12 protein-coding genes are annotated in these 15884 nt (G+C 48.3%); 8 read left to right on the top strand and 4 right to left on the bottom strand.

All coding sequences use genetic code 11. The features are described from left to right. Genes HMPREF0980_RS07150 through HMPREF0980_RS07115 form a run of 8 tightly spaced genes read left to right on the top strand, consistent with a single transcriptional unit; the run spans nucleotide 1 to nucleotide 8148 of the window. Complete coding sequence (locus HMPREF0980_RS07150; RefSeq protein WP_049728475.1) at nucleotides 1-1050, top strand: V0D/AC39 family V-type ATPase subunit; 1050 nt, start codon at nucleotides 1-3, stop codon at nucleotides 1048-1050. Continuing rightward, a complete protein-coding gene (locus HMPREF0980_RS07145; protein ID WP_049728474.1) occupies nucleotides 1047-2987 on the top strand; it encodes a V-type ATP synthase subunit I in 1941 nt (646 codons plus the stop codon). The genes HMPREF0980_RS07150 and HMPREF0980_RS07145 overlap by 4 nt, the downstream gene beginning before the upstream one ends. 25 nt (nucleotides 2988-3012) lie before the next feature. Beyond that, nucleotides 3013-3447 carry an ATP synthase subunit C gene (locus HMPREF0980_RS07140; RefSeq protein WP_049728473.1) on the top strand — a complete coding sequence of 145 codons (435 nt, stop codon included), beginning with the start codon at nucleotides 3013-3015 and terminating at the stop codon, nucleotides 3445-3447. A 1-nt stretch (nucleotide 3448) separates the two neighbouring features. Next, the gene (locus HMPREF0980_RS07135) at nucleotides 3449-3757 is read left to right on the top strand and encodes a V-type ATP synthase subunit F (RefSeq protein ID WP_049728472.1); all 309 of its coding nucleotides are present in this window, start codon (nucleotides 3449-3451) and stop codon (nucleotides 3755-3757) included. Nucleotides 3758-3773: 16 nt separating this feature from the next. Beyond that, the gene (locus tag HMPREF0980_RS07130; RefSeq protein WP_049728471.1) at nucleotides 3774-4361 is read left to right on the top strand and encodes a V-type ATP synthase subunit E; all 588 of its coding nucleotides are present in this window, start codon (nucleotides 3774-3776) and stop codon (nucleotides 4359-4361) included. After that, on the top strand, nucleotides 4354-6120 hold the full coding sequence (locus HMPREF0980_RS07125) for a V-type ATP synthase subunit A (protein WP_049728470.1): 1767 nt from the start codon (nucleotides 4354-4356) through the stop codon (nucleotides 6118-6120). The genes HMPREF0980_RS07130 and HMPREF0980_RS07125 overlap by 8 nt, the downstream gene beginning before the upstream one ends. A gap of 15 nt (nucleotides 6121-6135) precedes the next feature. Then, a complete protein-coding gene (locus HMPREF0980_RS07120) occupies nucleotides 6136-7518 on the top strand; it encodes a V-type ATP synthase subunit B (RefSeq protein WP_049728469.1) in 1383 nt (460 codons plus the stop codon). A 12-nt stretch (nucleotides 7519-7530) separates the two neighbouring features. Further along, nucleotides 7531-8148 carry a V-type ATP synthase subunit D gene (locus HMPREF0980_RS07115; RefSeq protein ID WP_049728468.1) on the top strand — a complete coding sequence of 206 codons (618 nt, stop codon included), beginning with the start codon at nucleotides 7531-7533 and terminating at the stop codon, nucleotides 8146-8148. Between the two features lie 78 nt (nucleotides 8149-8226). On the opposite strand, the gene HMPREF0980_RS07110 is transcribed toward HMPREF0980_RS07115, so the two are convergent. The 4 genes from HMPREF0980_RS07110 to HMPREF0980_RS07095 all read right to left on the bottom strand — a co-directional run bounded on the left by HMPREF0980_RS07110 (nucleotide 8227) and on the right by HMPREF0980_RS07095 (nucleotide 15566). Next, entirely contained in the window at nucleotides 8227-9783 is a 1557-nt protein-coding gene (locus HMPREF0980_RS07110; protein WP_147629798.1) for a sensor histidine kinase, read from the bottom strand. Beyond that, nucleotides 9755-10459 (bottom strand): response regulator transcription factor, encoded by a 705-nt coding sequence (locus tag HMPREF0980_RS07105; protein WP_049728466.1) that lies wholly within the window; start codon nucleotides 10457-10459, stop codon nucleotides 9755-9757. Before HMPREF0980_RS07105 ends, HMPREF0980_RS07110 begins: the two co-directional genes overlap by 29 nt. Before the next feature lie 228 nt (nucleotides 10460-10687). Beyond that, complete coding sequence (glgB, locus tag HMPREF0980_RS07100; protein ID WP_049728465.1) at nucleotides 10688-12598, bottom strand: 1,4-alpha-glucan branching protein GlgB; 1911 nt, start codon at nucleotides 12596-12598, stop codon at nucleotides 10688-10690. Nucleotides 12599-12710: 112 nt separating this feature from the next. Further along, nucleotides 12711-15566: a hypothetical protein gene (locus HMPREF0980_RS07095; RefSeq protein WP_049728464.1), complete on the bottom strand. Its 2856-nt coding sequence runs from the start codon at nucleotides 15564-15566 to the stop codon at nucleotides 12711-12713. Between the last annotated feature and the right edge of the window lie 318 nt (nucleotides 15567-15884).

Here is a 15884-nt window from a genome sequence, read left to right as displayed (position 1 = left end):
ATGGGCAATCTTATGGCATACAGCGGAATTGTAACAAAAGTGCGGGCCATGCAGGCAAAGCTCCTTACAAGGCAGGATTTTGAAAATATCGCTTCACTCAGGAGTGTTCCCGAGATTATCTCTTATCTGAAAGAGAAGCCCGCCTACGCAGAATTAATGAATCAGATGGATGTGTCCCTGTACCACAGGAGGCATGTAGAGAAGATACTCTACCAGTCTCTCTATGATGACTACACTAGAATCTTCCGTTTTGCAGGACTGGAACAGAAGAAGTTCCTGAAACTCTATCTGAAGAAATACGAAGTAGACTTGATTAACTACTGTTTCCGGATTGTATTTAATCATTATGAGAAGCCATTTGACCTGGACTATAAAAAAGAGTTTTTTGATAAATACTCACAGATACGTATCGAGAAGCTCATCACATCCAGAACCATCGGAGAGCTGGTAGATAATCTGCAGTCGACGGAATATTACGCACCCTTGCAGAGACTGCGGGATTCTAATTCCGCCACTCTGTTCGACTATGACCTGGCACTGGAACTGTACTACTTTTCCACCGTATGGAAAAAGAGAAAGCAGATATTGACGAACAAGAAAGAACTGGAAATCTATACAAGAGACTGCGGTACTAATATGGATCTGCTCAACATACAGTGGATATACCGCGCCAAGAAGTATTACCATATGCTTCCGCCCGATATATATTCACTTACAATACCGAACCACTACCGCCTGCGTATCGACGAATTCAAAGCGCTGGTCGAGGCTCCAACCCTGGAGGAATTTGAGCACTTGCTCGAAGACACTTACTATGCGCGGAAATATAACATCCACGACAGCAAGACGATTGAACAGATGTACAAAGAATGCCTGATGCACCTGTACCTGTCGGACCGGCGCGGCAATCCGTATTCGATTGCGACTATCACAACTTATCTGTTCCTGAAAGAAGAAGAGATATATAAACTGACGACTGCCCTTGAATGCATCCGCTATGGCTTATCATCAAGAGAGACGTTAGGATACCTGGGAGGTGTAATTCAATGATTGTAAAGATGAAGTTTTTGAGCATCAGCGGACCGCGTACCGACATCGACCGCGTATGTGACGTCTATCTGTCTAAGTATGAGATGCAGCTGGAAAATGCGGTCACAGAGCTTAAGACGACCGACAATCTTCTGCCGTTCGTGGAGATGAATCCTTATAAAGAACCGCTTGCAAAGGCAGAAGAATTCACTTCCAAGCTTTCTGTCTCCAATATTCCTGCCGATACGTCGCTCTCTACGGATGATATCATCACACTGATCCGCGAACTCAATCACGACTATCTCGAGCTGCAGGAAAAAAAAGAACTGCTGAAAAAAAATAAAGATGAACTGCTGGAAAAGCTGCATGTATTAGAACCGTTCAGACCCCTGGATTTCGACTTGCACAAGGTTCTCCACTATAGGTATATGCAGCTTCGTTTTGGAAGAATCGGCATTGATTATTACCGGAAGCTGGAAAAATATCTGTTTGAAGACCTGAATGCCATTTTCCTGGAGGGTACAAGAGATGAGAATTACGTATACGGCTGCTACTTTGTAGCCAACGCCGAAACGAGCAAAGTAGATTCTGTTTTTAACTCGCTGCATTTTGAACGAATCACTATATCAGACGAATATATCGGAACCCCTTCCGTCGCATATGACAGCCTGGAAGAGGATATCTCAGATCTGGATGACCGTATAGCGGATATTGACAAAAGCATACAGGACCTTCTGAACAATCAGGCAAGCCAGCTTCTCGGAGCGCGCAAACGGCTGGAAGAGCTGTCCAACAACTTTGACGTGCGCAAGATGGCGGCCCGTGTAGATGACAATAAGGAGGATTACTATATTCTCTGTGGATGGATGGGTGTCGATGATGTGGAAGCTTTTCTGAGAGAATCCGAAGGAGACGACAAAGTGTTTGTCGTCGTAGAGGAAGACCGGGAGAAATTCTTCGGCGATCCTCCTACAAAGCTAAAGAACCCCAGGTTCTTCAAGCCATTTGAGATGTTCATCCGTATGTATGGCCTCCCTTCCTCCAACGAGATGGATCCTACCGTCTTCGTGGCACTCACCTACACCTTCATCTTCGGCGCTATGTTTGGAGATGTCGGGCAAGGACTGTGCCTGTTCGTGATCGGAGGACTCCTCTACAAGCTGAAGAACATCAATCTGGCAGGCATCATATCCGTGGCTGGCCTTTTCTCAGCCTTTTTCGGGTTTATGTTTGGCAGCGTATTCGGGTTTGAAGACATCATACAGGCGCGCTGGCTGCGACCGATGGAAGCCATGACCAACCTGCCGTTTATCGGCCAGCTCAACACTGTGTTTATCGTAGCAATCGCCTTTGGTATGGGCCTGAATATCCTGTCGATGATATTCCACATCATCAATGCCATCCGGGCTAAGGATACGGAAAACATCTGGTTTTCCAACAACGGTATCGCAGGACTTGTTTTTTACGGATTTATCGTATTTACAATCGTACTCTATATGACGGGGCATCAAGTTCCCGGCAATATACTGATGGCTGTATTCCTCGGAATACCTATCCTCGTATTTATATTTAAAGAACCGCTCACCAACCTGGCCGAGCGCAACCACAAGAAGCTTCAGACAAGCAAAGGTATGTTTCTCGTACAAGGGTTCTTTGAACTGTTTGAGACGCTTCTGAGCTATTTTTCCAACACGCTCTCCTTCGTCCGAATCGGTGCGTTCGCGGTGAGCCACGCGGCAATCATGGAAGTGGTGCTGATGCTCTCAGGCGCACAGGAAGGTTCGCCGAACTGGCTTGTCGTCGTAATCGGCAATCTGGTCGTATGTGGACTGGAAGGGCTCATCGTAGGCATCCAGGTGCTTCGTCTGGAATATTATGAGATGTTCAGCCGTTTCTATAAAGGCAGCGGACGTGAATTTAAACCATTCAACAATCATAAAAAACAAGATAAAAATTAATCCATATCCAAGGAGGAGAAAAATCATGTCATTAACAGTAAAGTTATTATTAATCGCGGCACTGGTGCTCAGCATCATTATTCCTTTCGGTTATTACCTGATTGGAGAAAAGAACAAAAAACGTTATAAAAGGGCAGTCGGCACCAATGCATTCTTCTATTTTGGTACGTTTGTCATCGCAGCTATCATGATGTTCGGCGGCAATACGGCTATCGCGGCCGACACCGCTGCTGCCGCTTCTTCTAATGCCACTGGATTCGGTTATCTTGCCGCTGCACTTTCAACCGGTTTGTCATGTGTCGGCGGTGGTATTGCCGTAGCAAGCGCCGCAAGCGCCGCACTCGGTGCTATCAGCGAGGATTCCAGCGCGCTCGGCAAATCTCTTATCTTCGTAGGTCTTGCAGAAGGTGTCTGCCTGTACGGGCTTATCATCTCCTTCATGATCTTGGGTAAATTGTAATATGAAGATGTATCTGATCAGTGATAATATCGATACTCTGACAGGAATGCGGCTTGCCGGCGTAGACGGGGTGGTCGTACATGAGAGGAATGAACTTCGTGAAGCTATCGAGGATGCCATGAATGACAGCACGGTAGGCATCATCCTCCTGACCGAAAAGTTCGGGAGAGAATTTCCGGACCTGATTGATGAGATCAAGCTGGAGCGCACGATGCCGCTGCTCATCGAGATTCCTGACAGACACGGAACCGGACGTAAAAAAGATTTTATCACGTCTTACGTAAATGAAGCTATTGGCTTGAAATTATAAAAAGAAGGTGACTCGCGTGACGTTAGAAGAAAAAATATCACATTTACAGTCTGCTGCCATGGAAGAAGCCAGGGCGCAGGGGAATGCAATCATAAAGCAGCATGAAGAGGCACTTCAAAGCGTCTTTGAGCAACATCGCGCAGAGGCCGTCCGCCAATCCGAAACCCGGCTTAAGGCAGAGACTACCAATGCAAGGCAGCAGCTGAACATGGCTGCTTCCAAAGCTCAGCTCGAACTGAAAAGAGAGCTCAGCCGGACACAAGGGGAGCTTAAGAACAAGCTTTTTGACGAAGTTCTCAGGCTGATTGACGACTATATGAAGACGGAGGATTATAAACGGCTTCTTATCGCATATATTGAAAATGCCGCCAAATTCGCTAACGGGGAGACGATGACACTTTATCTCAACCCGTCCGATGAGGATAAGATGGCTTATCTGCAGGAGCATACAGGAATGACTCTGACCGTGAGCAAGGAAGACTTCATCGGCGGCATACGGGCTGTCATTCCGGGGCGCAACATCCTGATTGACCACGCTTTTAAAGGTGCTGTCGACAACGAATACCACAAATTCTCATTCAAGGGAGGTGCGGGAATTGAATAATACTGGAACAATCTACGGCATCAACGGTCCCGTCATCTATCTGAAAGGAAAGACCGACTTCAAGATGTCGGAGATGGTGCACGTCGGAGAAGAGAAGCTGGTCGGCGAAGTCATCGCCCTCGACAAAGACCTGACTACCATCCAGGTGTATGAAGAGACTTCCGGGCTGAAACCGGGAGAAATAGTAGAAGCCACAGGTTCTGCCGTGTCAGTCACCCTCGCCCCGGGTATCCTGGACAATATATTCGACGGTATCGAACGGCCGCTCGAACGGATTGCGGACACCGGCGGCGCTTTTGTAACACGCGGAGTCAGTGTCAGTGCGCTGGATACCGACAGATTATGGGATACGCATATCACCGTAGCAGAAGGCGACATCGTGCAAGGCGGCACCATTATAGCGGAGGTCCCGGAGACGCGCGCGATCAAGCATAAATGCATGGTCCCCCCCGATATCTCCGGCAAGGTCGTATCTGTCGTCCCCGACGGTACCTATACGATCAGCGATACGCTCGTAACACTGGAACTGGCCGATGGCACAGCAAAAGATCTGTCCATGACACAGTATTGGCCCATCCGTGTCCCACGGCCGGTACATCACCGATATCCGGCCAGCGTCCCTCTCATAACAGGCCAGCGGATCCTCGACACGATGTTCCCTATCGCGAAAGGGGGAACTGCTGCCATACCCGGCGGATTCGGTACCGGCAAGACGATGACGCAGCATCAGATTGCAAAATGGTCTGATGCGGACATCATCATATATATCGGCTGCGGGGAACGTGGCAATGAGATGACTCAGGTTCTGGAAGAGTTTGGCGAGCTCGTCGATCCCAAGTCAGGGAACCCGCTTATGGACAGGACGACACTTATCGCCAACACGTCCAATATGCCGGTGGCAGCACGTGAAGCTTCTATCTATACAGGGCTTACGCTCGCTGAATATTACCGGGACATGGGCTATGACGTCGCCATCATGGCAGACTCCACCTCCCGGTGGGCGGAAGCTTTGAGAGAACTTTCCGGACGTCTCGAAGAGATGCCCGCTGAGGAAGGCTTTCCGGCTTATCTGGCTTCCAGGCTATCCGCTTTTTATGAGCGGGCGGGCATGATGCAGACGCTCAACGGCAATATGGGCTCCGTATCGATTATCGGCGCCGTGTCTCCCCAGGGCGGAGATTTCTCCGAACCGGTCACCCAGAACACGAAGCGATTCGTCCGCTGCTTCTGGGGGCTTGACAAGTCACTGGCATATTCGCGGCATTTTCCAGCTATCCATTGGCTCACAAGCTACAGCGAGTATCTGAATGACCTGAGCGGATGGTATTCGGACCACGTGTCACCAAAATTTGTAGATTACCGCAACCGGATGATGGCCCTTCTCAACCAGGAGAGCAGCCTGATGGAAATCGTAAAGCTCATCGGTGGAGATGTCCTGCCCGACGACCAGAAGCTTATACTTGAAATTGCCAAGGTCATCCGCCTCGGATTCCTGCAGCAAAACGCGTTTCACAAGGATGATACCTGTGTATCCATGGAAAAGCAGTTCAAGATGATGGATGTCATCCTCTATCTGTATAAGACTTGCCGGAAGCTCGTAGCTATGGGCATGCCAATGTCTGTGCTGAAAGCGGAGAACATCTTTGAAAAAGTCATTGCCATCAAATATGATGTCCCGAACAACAACATACAGATGCTCGACATGTATAAGATTGACATCGATAATTTCTATAACAGAGTTCTGGAAAAGAACGCATAAAGGAGGGGGTTCACAATGGGAATAGAATATCTTGGACTGAGCAGCGTCAATGGCCCTCTCGTCGTATTGGAAGGTGTGCAGGATGCCTTCTTTGATGAAATCGTGGAGTTCGTCATCGACAGCAGCACGAGGAAAATGGGACGTATCGTAGAACTCTATGAGGACAGGGCAGTCATACAGGTGTTTGAAGGTACGGAAAATATGTCCCTGCAGAATACCCATACGAAGCTGACCGGTCATCCGATGGAGATTGCAGTATCTCCAGATATGCTCGGACGCACCTTCAACGGTATCGGCCAGCCTATTGACGGGCTTGGCCCCATCGTTTCAGATGATATGAGGGACGTCAACGGCCTCCCTTTAAATCCGGTCCGCAGGGAATATCCCCGCAACTACATCCGGACAGGAATCTCAGCGATAGACGGGCTGACCACCCTGATTCGGGGGCAGAAGCTCCCGATATTTTCCGGTAACGGCCTTCCGCACGACCAGCTGGCCGCCCAGATTGTAAAGCAGGCTTCGCTCGGAGATAATTCAGACGAACAGTTTGCTGTCGTGTTCGGCGCAATGGGCGTCAAACACGACGTGGCAGACTTTTTTCAGAAAACATTTGAAGAGAGCGGCGTTGCGGATCATGTATGTATGTTCCTCAATCTGGCAAACGACCCTGTCGTCGAGCGGCTTATCACACCGAAGGTGGCCCTCACAGTGGCGGAATACCTTGCCTTTGAACTGAATATGCATATTCTCGTTATCCTGACAGACATGACCTCTTTTGCAGAAGCAATGCGTGAGGTCTCATCTTCAAAGGGTGAGATACCTTCCCGAAAAGGATACCCCGGCTATCTGTACAGCGAGCTGGCTACCCTCTACGAGCGGGCGGGCATTATAGAAGGGGCAAATGGATCCGTAACACAGCTTCCAATCCTGACGATGCCCAATGATGACATCACGCATCCGATTCCTGACCTGACCGGGTACATCACCGAGGGCCAGGTCGTGCTCGACCGGAGCCTGCACGGTCAGGCCATCTATCCGCCCATAAGCATACTCCCTTCTCTGTCCCGGCTAATGAAGGACGGTATCGGCGCCGGATACACGCGGGAAGACCATCAGGATCTGGCCAATCAGCTGTTTTCTGCTTATGCCAAAGTCGGTGAAGCCAGAAATCTGGCATCCGTCATCGGCGAAGATGAGCTCTCTCCTATTGATAAGCAGTATCTGAAGTTCGGCGAAGAGTTCGAGCACCATTATATCGGGCAGGGACCTGCAGAGAACCGTTCCATGATGGAGACGCTTGACCTTGGCTGGAAGCTTCTGTCACTGCTTCCAAAAGAAGAGCTTGACCGTATTGACACGAAGATTATTGATAAATACTACCCACAAAAGGCAGAATAAAGGGGGAATTATATGGATCCGCGGGAATTTCCGACCAAAGGCAACCTGATGCTTGCGAAGAACTCTCTGGCGCTTGCCCACCAGGGCTACGACCTGATGGACAAAAAACGGAATATACTTCTTAAAGAGCTCATGGGCTTGATTGACGAAGCCAAGGATATACAGGAAGAAATCGACTCCACCTTTACGCGGGCATATGCCTGCCTGCAGCGGGCCAATATCGAGCACGGAATCAGCATGGTACAGCAGCTTGCTTTTACCGTTCCCATAGAGGATTCCATACGCATCCAGACGCGAAGCATCATGGGGACAGAGATTCCATACGTAAAATATGACGCCAAGCAGAACGACCTGACGTATTCCTTCAGCACCACGTATGAGTCGATCGATATCGTTCGTGAGGCATTCCGTGATGTAAAGGAACTGACGATCAAGCTGTCCATGGTAGAAAACGCGGCTTACCGCCTGGCAACAAATATCAAAAAGACGCAGAAACGTGCAAATGCCTTAAAAAATATAACTATCCCGATGTACAGCAACCTCGTATATACGATAACAAATGCCCTCGAAGAGAAGGAACGGGAAGAGTTTACGAGATTAAAGGTCATAAAGAAAATGCAGTCGAAATAATCCTTAACATGCAGCGGATGGCGATTCGGGAAAACCGGACCGCCATCCGCTGCATGTGCCGTATATCCTCACATCCTTTTATGCCTGAAGCCCTTCAAACATTACCTTTACCTTAAACTGGTCACCGTCTATTTCCACCGACATGCTGCCTCCCATATTCTTCGTGAAGCTTTCTGCAATCGCAAGTCCAAGCCCGTGCCCTTCTGTGTTGCGTGATTTGTCTCCCCGGCTGAACCGCTCCATGATTTCCTCCGGACCAAAATCCATTTCATAAGAGGCCGTATTCTTGACAGATACATATACCTGGTTTTTTTCCCTCCCCGCATCGATATATATCCTCGTCCCTTTCAGGGAATATTTGAGCGCATTGCTTATGATATTCTGAAGCACGCGGTATAGCTTCTTTCCATCCCCTACTATATTAAGGCTCCTGTCATCCACTCTTTCACGAATGGCCATGCCGCTGTTGACGACTGCGTCTTCCATGTCCCCAAGCGTCTGCTCGAGAAGCTTCTTCATATCCAGCTCTTCCAGCTCCAGGCTCACTTCCCCGCTTGTGGATTTTGACAGGTCAAAGATATCCTGTATCATATCTTTGAGCTGTTCCTGCTTCAATGCAAGGACATTGACATAATCCTTTGCCTCATCTCCCATCTCTTCTTTCTTAAGCAGATCTATATAACCGACCATCGATGTAAGAGGCGTCTTTAAATCATGGGACACGTTTGTTATCAAATCAATCTTCATCCGCTCCGCCTGCATCTGCTTTTCCATAATCCGCTTGAGGTTTGCACCGATACTGCTGAGCTTCTTCGAACCTTCATATAGCAGTGAATCCTCTTCTTCGATTGCCTGTGCGTTTAATTCACCATCTGACATCTGATCTATCTGACGCAGCAGGCATGCAGTATCTTTATATACCTTGTTATTTCTAAAACTCTTGATATAGCATACATAGGAGGCCGCTGCCAGAACGGCAATCACGACAACCCCGAACGGATCTCCCCACTGTAGTCCGCTCTTCCAGACAGCACCTACTGTCCCTGCCAGACATACCGTCGCTATGATGAAGGATGCCCTGCTGTTCTCCCGCATCGCCTTCTCAAATGCCATGGAAGATCTCCTCTTCTGAACAGTATCATATATGACGGACGATTTTTTCAATGTTCCCTGGAGCACTCTCCTGCCAAGCAGTACGATGCAGCCTGTTCCAATAAGCGCCACCGGAAAGTAGAACAGAACGCACGTCACAAGTATCATGCCATATGAAACGATTCGAATGCTGTAAAATAAAGTTCCGTCCATTATCGAAGAATGGATTCCCATAAACCAGACCCACAGGTCAAGCAGCAGCCCTGCCGCCAGCACTTCTGTCCCAATAGTATCTATCTTCCATCTCTTCATATCTTTCCATGCCCTTGCCGGATAAAAGTGAAAGAACACGGATACTGCTATGATAAACAGGGATACAAATAGATAGCATAAAATCTTGAACTGCTGATTCACGTTCCATCCGCCGAACCACCTGGATGATACATACACTCCCGAGCATGCAGCAATTCCTGCTGCCGATGCAAGATACAATGCCAGCGACGCCTTTCCTCTGTTAGTCATATTTTTCAATCTTGTAGCCAATTCCCCACACCACCTTTAAGTATTTTGGATTCTTCGGAGTTATCTCTATCTTTTCCCGGATTCTCCGGATATGTACCATGACAGTCTTCTCACCGGCATATACGTCCTCCTTCCAGACTCTGCTGTATATCTGCTCTGCCGGAAATACATATCCCGGGTGTTCCATCAAAAGCTCCAGTATCTTATATTCTGTAGCTGTCAGCTGCGTCTGCTCGCCGTCAACCGTCACCTGCTTCGTGTTCTTGTCGAGCACGAGGCCGCCGGTCCTCAGAACAGCTCCAGTGTCAGCCTGCGTGGCAGCGCCGAGGGCAAAATATCTTCTAAGCTGCGACTTGACCCGCGCCATCAGTTCTGCGGTGTTGTACGGCTTCGTCACATAGTCGTCGGCTCCCATGGACAGGCCGATAACCTTATCGCTCTCTTCTGTTTTCGCCGACAGCATGATAACCGGTATATTGTTCCTCTCCCGAATCTTCATGAGCGCCGACAGGCCATTTAACTGGGGCATCATCACGTCCAGTATGATAAGGTGTACCTTATCTGTGACAAGCAGATCTAACGCATCCATGCCATTATAAGCTCTGAGCACATTATATCCTTCCAGCTCCAGAAGTTTCCCGAGCGACCTGACGATTTCTTTATCATCATCCACCACCAATACCGTATACTGTTCCATGCTTTTCCTCCGCTTCCTTCCTTACTGCATAATCATAATACCAGGAAATGTTAATTATTTTCCTTTATATTTCTAACAAATTTTTAAAGTTTATCATGAAATCATAAAAATCCTCTGTTCAGCAGCCACTGGACAGAGGATTTAAAAGTATCTGCAATTTTTACTCTTCTATCGTTCTCCCGTACCCCCGCACAGCGTACAGAGAGAGGAACCTGTACCTCTTTCATGTCAGAACTCGAATACTGCCACGCCGTACGCTGGCAGGTTATACTCAATTGAGTATGGCCTTCCGTCACATTCGGACTTGGCAGCCTTATAAACGAGTGGCCTTTCTTCCCCGGTTCCTCCATATTGGCTGTCGTCACTGTTAAGTATAAGCTTATACTGCTTTCTCTTCGGCACGCCGACCCGGTAGTCCTCCCGTCCGACCGGCGTAAAGTTACATACGAACAGCAGGTTCTTCTTGCAGTCTCTAGAATGTCTTACAAAGCTGAAGATACTTCTCTCTGCATCGTCCGCATTGATCCATTCGAAACCTTCCCACGAACTGTCCATCTCATACATGGCTTTATTCCTCTTGTACAGATGAAGCAGGTCCCTGACCCAGTTCTGCATCTGGAGGTGTTCTTCCTCTGCGAGCAGATACCAGTCGAGCTCTCTCTCCTCGCTCCATTCACGCAGCTGCGCAAATTCCTGGCCCATGAACAGAAGCTTCTTCCCTGCATGGCCCATCATAAAAGCATAGCCCGCTTTCAGATTCGCATATTTATCTCCACCGATGCCAGGCATCTTGTTGAGCATGGAGCACTTCAGGTGGACTACCTCATCATGGGAGAGCACAAGGACATAATTTTCGCTGTATGCATAGCTCATAGCAAAGGTCATCTGGTTATGGGCACCTTTCCTGTAAATCGGATCAAGCTTCATATATTCCGTAAAGTCATGCATCCATCCCATATTCCATTTCAGGCTGAATCCCAGACCATCCTCTTCCACGTCCCCCGTCACCTTCGGCCAGGCTGTAGACTCTTCTGCAATCATCAGCGCGCCTGGGTTTCTGCCAAGCACTACAGAATTCAGATGCTTGAAGAAGTCGATTGCCTCAAGGTTCTTATTACCGCCGTACTTATTGGCAGTCCATTGCCCGTCCTGCTTCCCATAATCTAGGTATAGCATGGAGGCTACCGCATCAACGCGCAGGCCGTCCACATGATATTGTTCAATCCAGAACAGTGCATTTGAGATAAGGAAGTTACGCACTTCATTTTTCCCGTAATCAAATATTTTCGTCCCCCAGTCCGGATGTTCCCCCTTCTTAGGGTCCGCATACTCATAGGTTGGTGTCCCGTCAAAGTCGGCCAGCCCATGGGCGTCCCGCGGAAAATGTGCCGGTACCCAGTCGAGAATGACACCGATTCTGTTCTTGTGCAGATAATTTATCATCCAGGCAAAGTCCTGGGGCGTCCCATATCGTGACGTAGGAGCGAAATATCCTGTCACCTGGTATCCCCAGGAGCCATCATAAGGATGCTCGGCTATTCCCATCAGCTCAACGTGTGTATAACCCATGGCCTTTACATACTTTGCAATTTCCTTTGCGAATTCCGGGTACGTATAGAACCCTTCGTCTTCCCGTCCGAGGTGGCGCTTCCAAGAGCCGATATGAACCTCGTATATGGACATCGGCTCCTCCCTGCAATCCCACTTGGCGCGCTTCTCCATCCAGGCTTCATCCGTCCACTTTAAGCCTGTTATATCGGCAATCCGTGAAGCAGTTCCCGGCCTCAGCTCGGCATAATTGGCATATGGATCCGCTTTAAAAATGTACTGCCCGGAATAGGTCTCTATACAGAACTTATACATCTCGCCTTCTTGCGCACCTGGAATAAAGCATGTATATATTCCAAGCGGTTCCCCTCTCTCCATCGGGTTCGCTTCCATATCCCAGCCATTGAATTCCCCCACAACTGTCACCGCTTTGGCATGAGGCGCCCATACGGCGAAATATACCCCCGTCTTTTTGCCCTTGGTCACCTTGTGCGCCCCCAGCTTTTTATAGATCTCATAATGGTTTCCCTGCCCAAACAGATAGTGGTCCAGTTCTCCAATCTCATATGATTTCTTTCTTTTTTCTGCCATACCGTCACCCCTCGCATTCCTGTCATTATTTACGTTTATTATACTTTAGACAGGCATAAAAAGAAAGGGTTTTGACAAATGTTGCCCTGTCAAAACCCTTTCTTTTCTATTCTTAAATCCTAAAATCTTCTTCCTTTAAGATGATTCTGTCAGAGTCGTCCGTGCTCTTTCCGAATACTCTTCTGGCAAGGTGCTTCACATTCGCTTTCTGGGAGTGCGATATTGCCTCATCCATAATCTCCTTGACCTCTGCTACCGTAACTGCATGGTCCTCCCTCTGCATAACATCAATTCTGCTGTATAATGCAAGGATTCCCATCTCGTCAAGCTTATAGCCGTTCTCTTTGGCATACGTCTGTCCGAATGTCACAAGCTCGTCATTGATGAATACCGGAAGTTCCAGCCTGGAAGTGAACTTCTTTCTGAATTCCGGGTTGGCCGTTAGTATTCTCTCAAGCGGCTTTCTCTGGTCTTCCAGTACAAATAGAAGCTCTCCCGTCTTCTTCTCCATCAGATAATCCAGTTCCTTCACCGTCCTTGAGTTCAGCTTTCCAGCCTTCTCTATGATAATTGCCCCGCCTCGCAGCTTCTGGATAATATTGGCCAGCTCTTTTTTATTCAGAGATTCTCCCGTTACTATGGCTACCTTGCCCTGTTTCAGGTTCCTCTGCTTCTGGATAGCCTTTACGATATCCACTGCCAGAACTGTCTTCCCTGATCCTTTGCGCCCTATCACCATCAGGTTGCCTGTCTTGGATGTTCCTTCGCGCTGTGCTCTTCTGTCATTGTCCAGCACTTCCACTATCTGCTCACTCATACCTCTGACGGGAACAAAATAAGAAAACAGTTTTTTCTGTTCTTCCGTAAGCCCTGCCTTCAGTCCAATCTCGCTCGTCGCGCTCAAATCATAACGGCCGGTCACGACAAAACCTGTGTCGAACGGGACACCTCCGCCTTTGGACTTTTTAATGCGCTTCTGAATCTCCTCTTCCGAAGGCTCTTCAATCACAAGCTCTTCCTCTTCCGGCTCTTCTATCTCGGACTCTTCATCATCGAAGAAATCGTCTGCGTCATAGTCCTCTTCGTCAAAATCGTCCTCGCTTTCAAAGTCATCCTCGTCGTAGTCTGCTTCCTCAAAATCGTCTTCGTCTAACTCGTCTGCATCATCGAAATCTTCTTCATATCCGTCGTCAAGGCTGTCCTCATCAGCATCTCCGGCTCCGAAATCATCTTCGTCGAATCCGCTCCCGAAATCGTCCTCAAAATCATCTTCCTCTTCCGGAACATCTTCCATCTGAAGCTCTTCTACAAGGCTGCCCATATTGTCTAACGGCTCATCATCCTCTTCCTCATAATAATCTGTCTCCTCTTCCGGCTCAGGCTCTGCAACTCCGTGTTCCAGTTCCTCCATAAGCTGTCTGATGTCCTCTGTCATGCTTGGAACTGTCTTTTTAGCCTTCTCCTCTGCCGCTGATTCTTCTGCCTTGCGGGCCGCTTCTTCCTCTGCTGCTCTGCGGGCTTCTTCCGCCTTTCTGGCCGCTTCAGCTTCCGCTGCTTTGCGGGCTTCTTCGGCCTCCCTTCTTCTGGCTGCTTCTTCCTCTGCCCTGCGGAATGCCTCCTCTTCCGCAGCTTTTCTGGCCGCCTCTTCCTCTGCTGCTTTACGGGCTGCTTCTTCTTCCGCTGCCTTCTTGGCCGCCTCTTCTTCCGCTGCCTTCCTGGCTGCCTCTTCCTCTGCTGCTTTGCGGGCTGCCTCGGCTTCCGCCGCTTTTCTTTCTACTTCTCTGCGTTCCGATTCTCTGCGCTTTCTGGCTTCTTCTCTTTCTTTGCTGATGCGCTCTACATCTTCCTTTTTCTGTTTTTCGATAGCCTCCGCATGGTCTTTCTGCTTAGCTTCCCATTCCTGCAGAATCTCTTCTATACGCATCTGACCCGTTATACGTAATTCTTCCGTTTTCTCGGCCATCGCTTTTTCTTCTATATCAATACCGCTGGCAACCTTCACCCCATTCGCCAGCGCCTCCTGCAGCGTGGCTCCTTTCACTATCTTCGTAATCGGCGATTTCTGGCGGTTCTGTAGCTCTTCCAGCTCCTCCAGCTCTTCTACCGGCATTCTGCGCGTCTCATCTGACGGAACATCCATCTCCTCCTCTACAGCCTTCAGCACCTCGTCCATTGCCGGTACTTCTGTTGTCATATCGTGTACTGCATGTTGTATTGCGGGCAGCGGCGTCTCTTCCTCCGGCACGCCGATTGCTTCTTCCGGTATCTCCTCTTCCGACGGCTCCACAACTGCAGCCCTGCTGCTGCTCACAGGCGTCTCCACTGCCGCCTTCTTAACCTGAGGCTTCTTCGCGGCTCCCGGCCGGCTGTCATATTTCTCCTGCTGCAGCGGGGTCAGCGGCTTATACTTCATCTTAAGTTCCATAGCCTGGTACACATATTTCCCTTCGCTGAACCACAGAATCAGGTCATCACATTCTTCGAGGCACTCTGCCGTCATTCCTGCCTCATGATATAGCAGGGCAAGTTCATACGCCCATTTTTCGACATATTCTGACTTCTTAAAATCTTCAAGCGCCGCAATCTGCTCTTCATAAGGCGCTTTTTGAACCTTAAGAATCTTGTACTTTAATATGTACTGGTTAGGATCCTTAGGTGCCAGCTTTACAAACTCTTCATAGCAGTCCGATGCTTCTTCAATATCATTAATCTTAAGCGCCAGCGTTCCGAGCCGATATACAATCTTCCGGCTCCCCGGAGACCTGTCATAAGCTACGAACAATATGTCCCTGCTCTTCTGGTACTCTCCGTTCGATTCATATATTTCACTGACCGTGTTGAGCATGGCTGCGTTCTTCACCCTTCTCCAATCCACGGTATCAGCTATTTCCATCGCTTTTTTATATTGCTTTTTCTCCATATATTCGAGCATCTGCTCTGTTTTTACACGATATTCGTATTTATCCAAAGTTCTCACCTCAATAATATTTTTATACTATTCCTCTCCTGTGTCTCTTAACTTTCGCAAGGTTATGCTATAATACACCATAATTCACTGATATAAGTTTATCATAAGCCTATATCAATGTCAAAATATAAGCATAAAAAATATTAAAATTATGTTACAAAACATTACAAAACTAAGAAGTGGTAAAATATTCCTTGATATTGTCTAAAATAACGCTATATACAGGAAAAAATAGCCATCATAATCGTTTTGATAATGATGGCTATTTTATATTTAATTTTATCATATTTTTTTATTTATCGGAGGTTCATTTTTGAT

Source organism: Dorea sp. D27 (genome assembly GCF_001185345.1).
In the GTDB taxonomy this organism is placed as follows: Bacteria; Bacillota; Clostridia; order Lachnospirales; family Lachnospiraceae; genus Extibacter.
The sequence above is the reverse complement of the archived record's forward strand: the minus strand, read 5'-3'. Positions and strand labels throughout refer to the sequence as shown.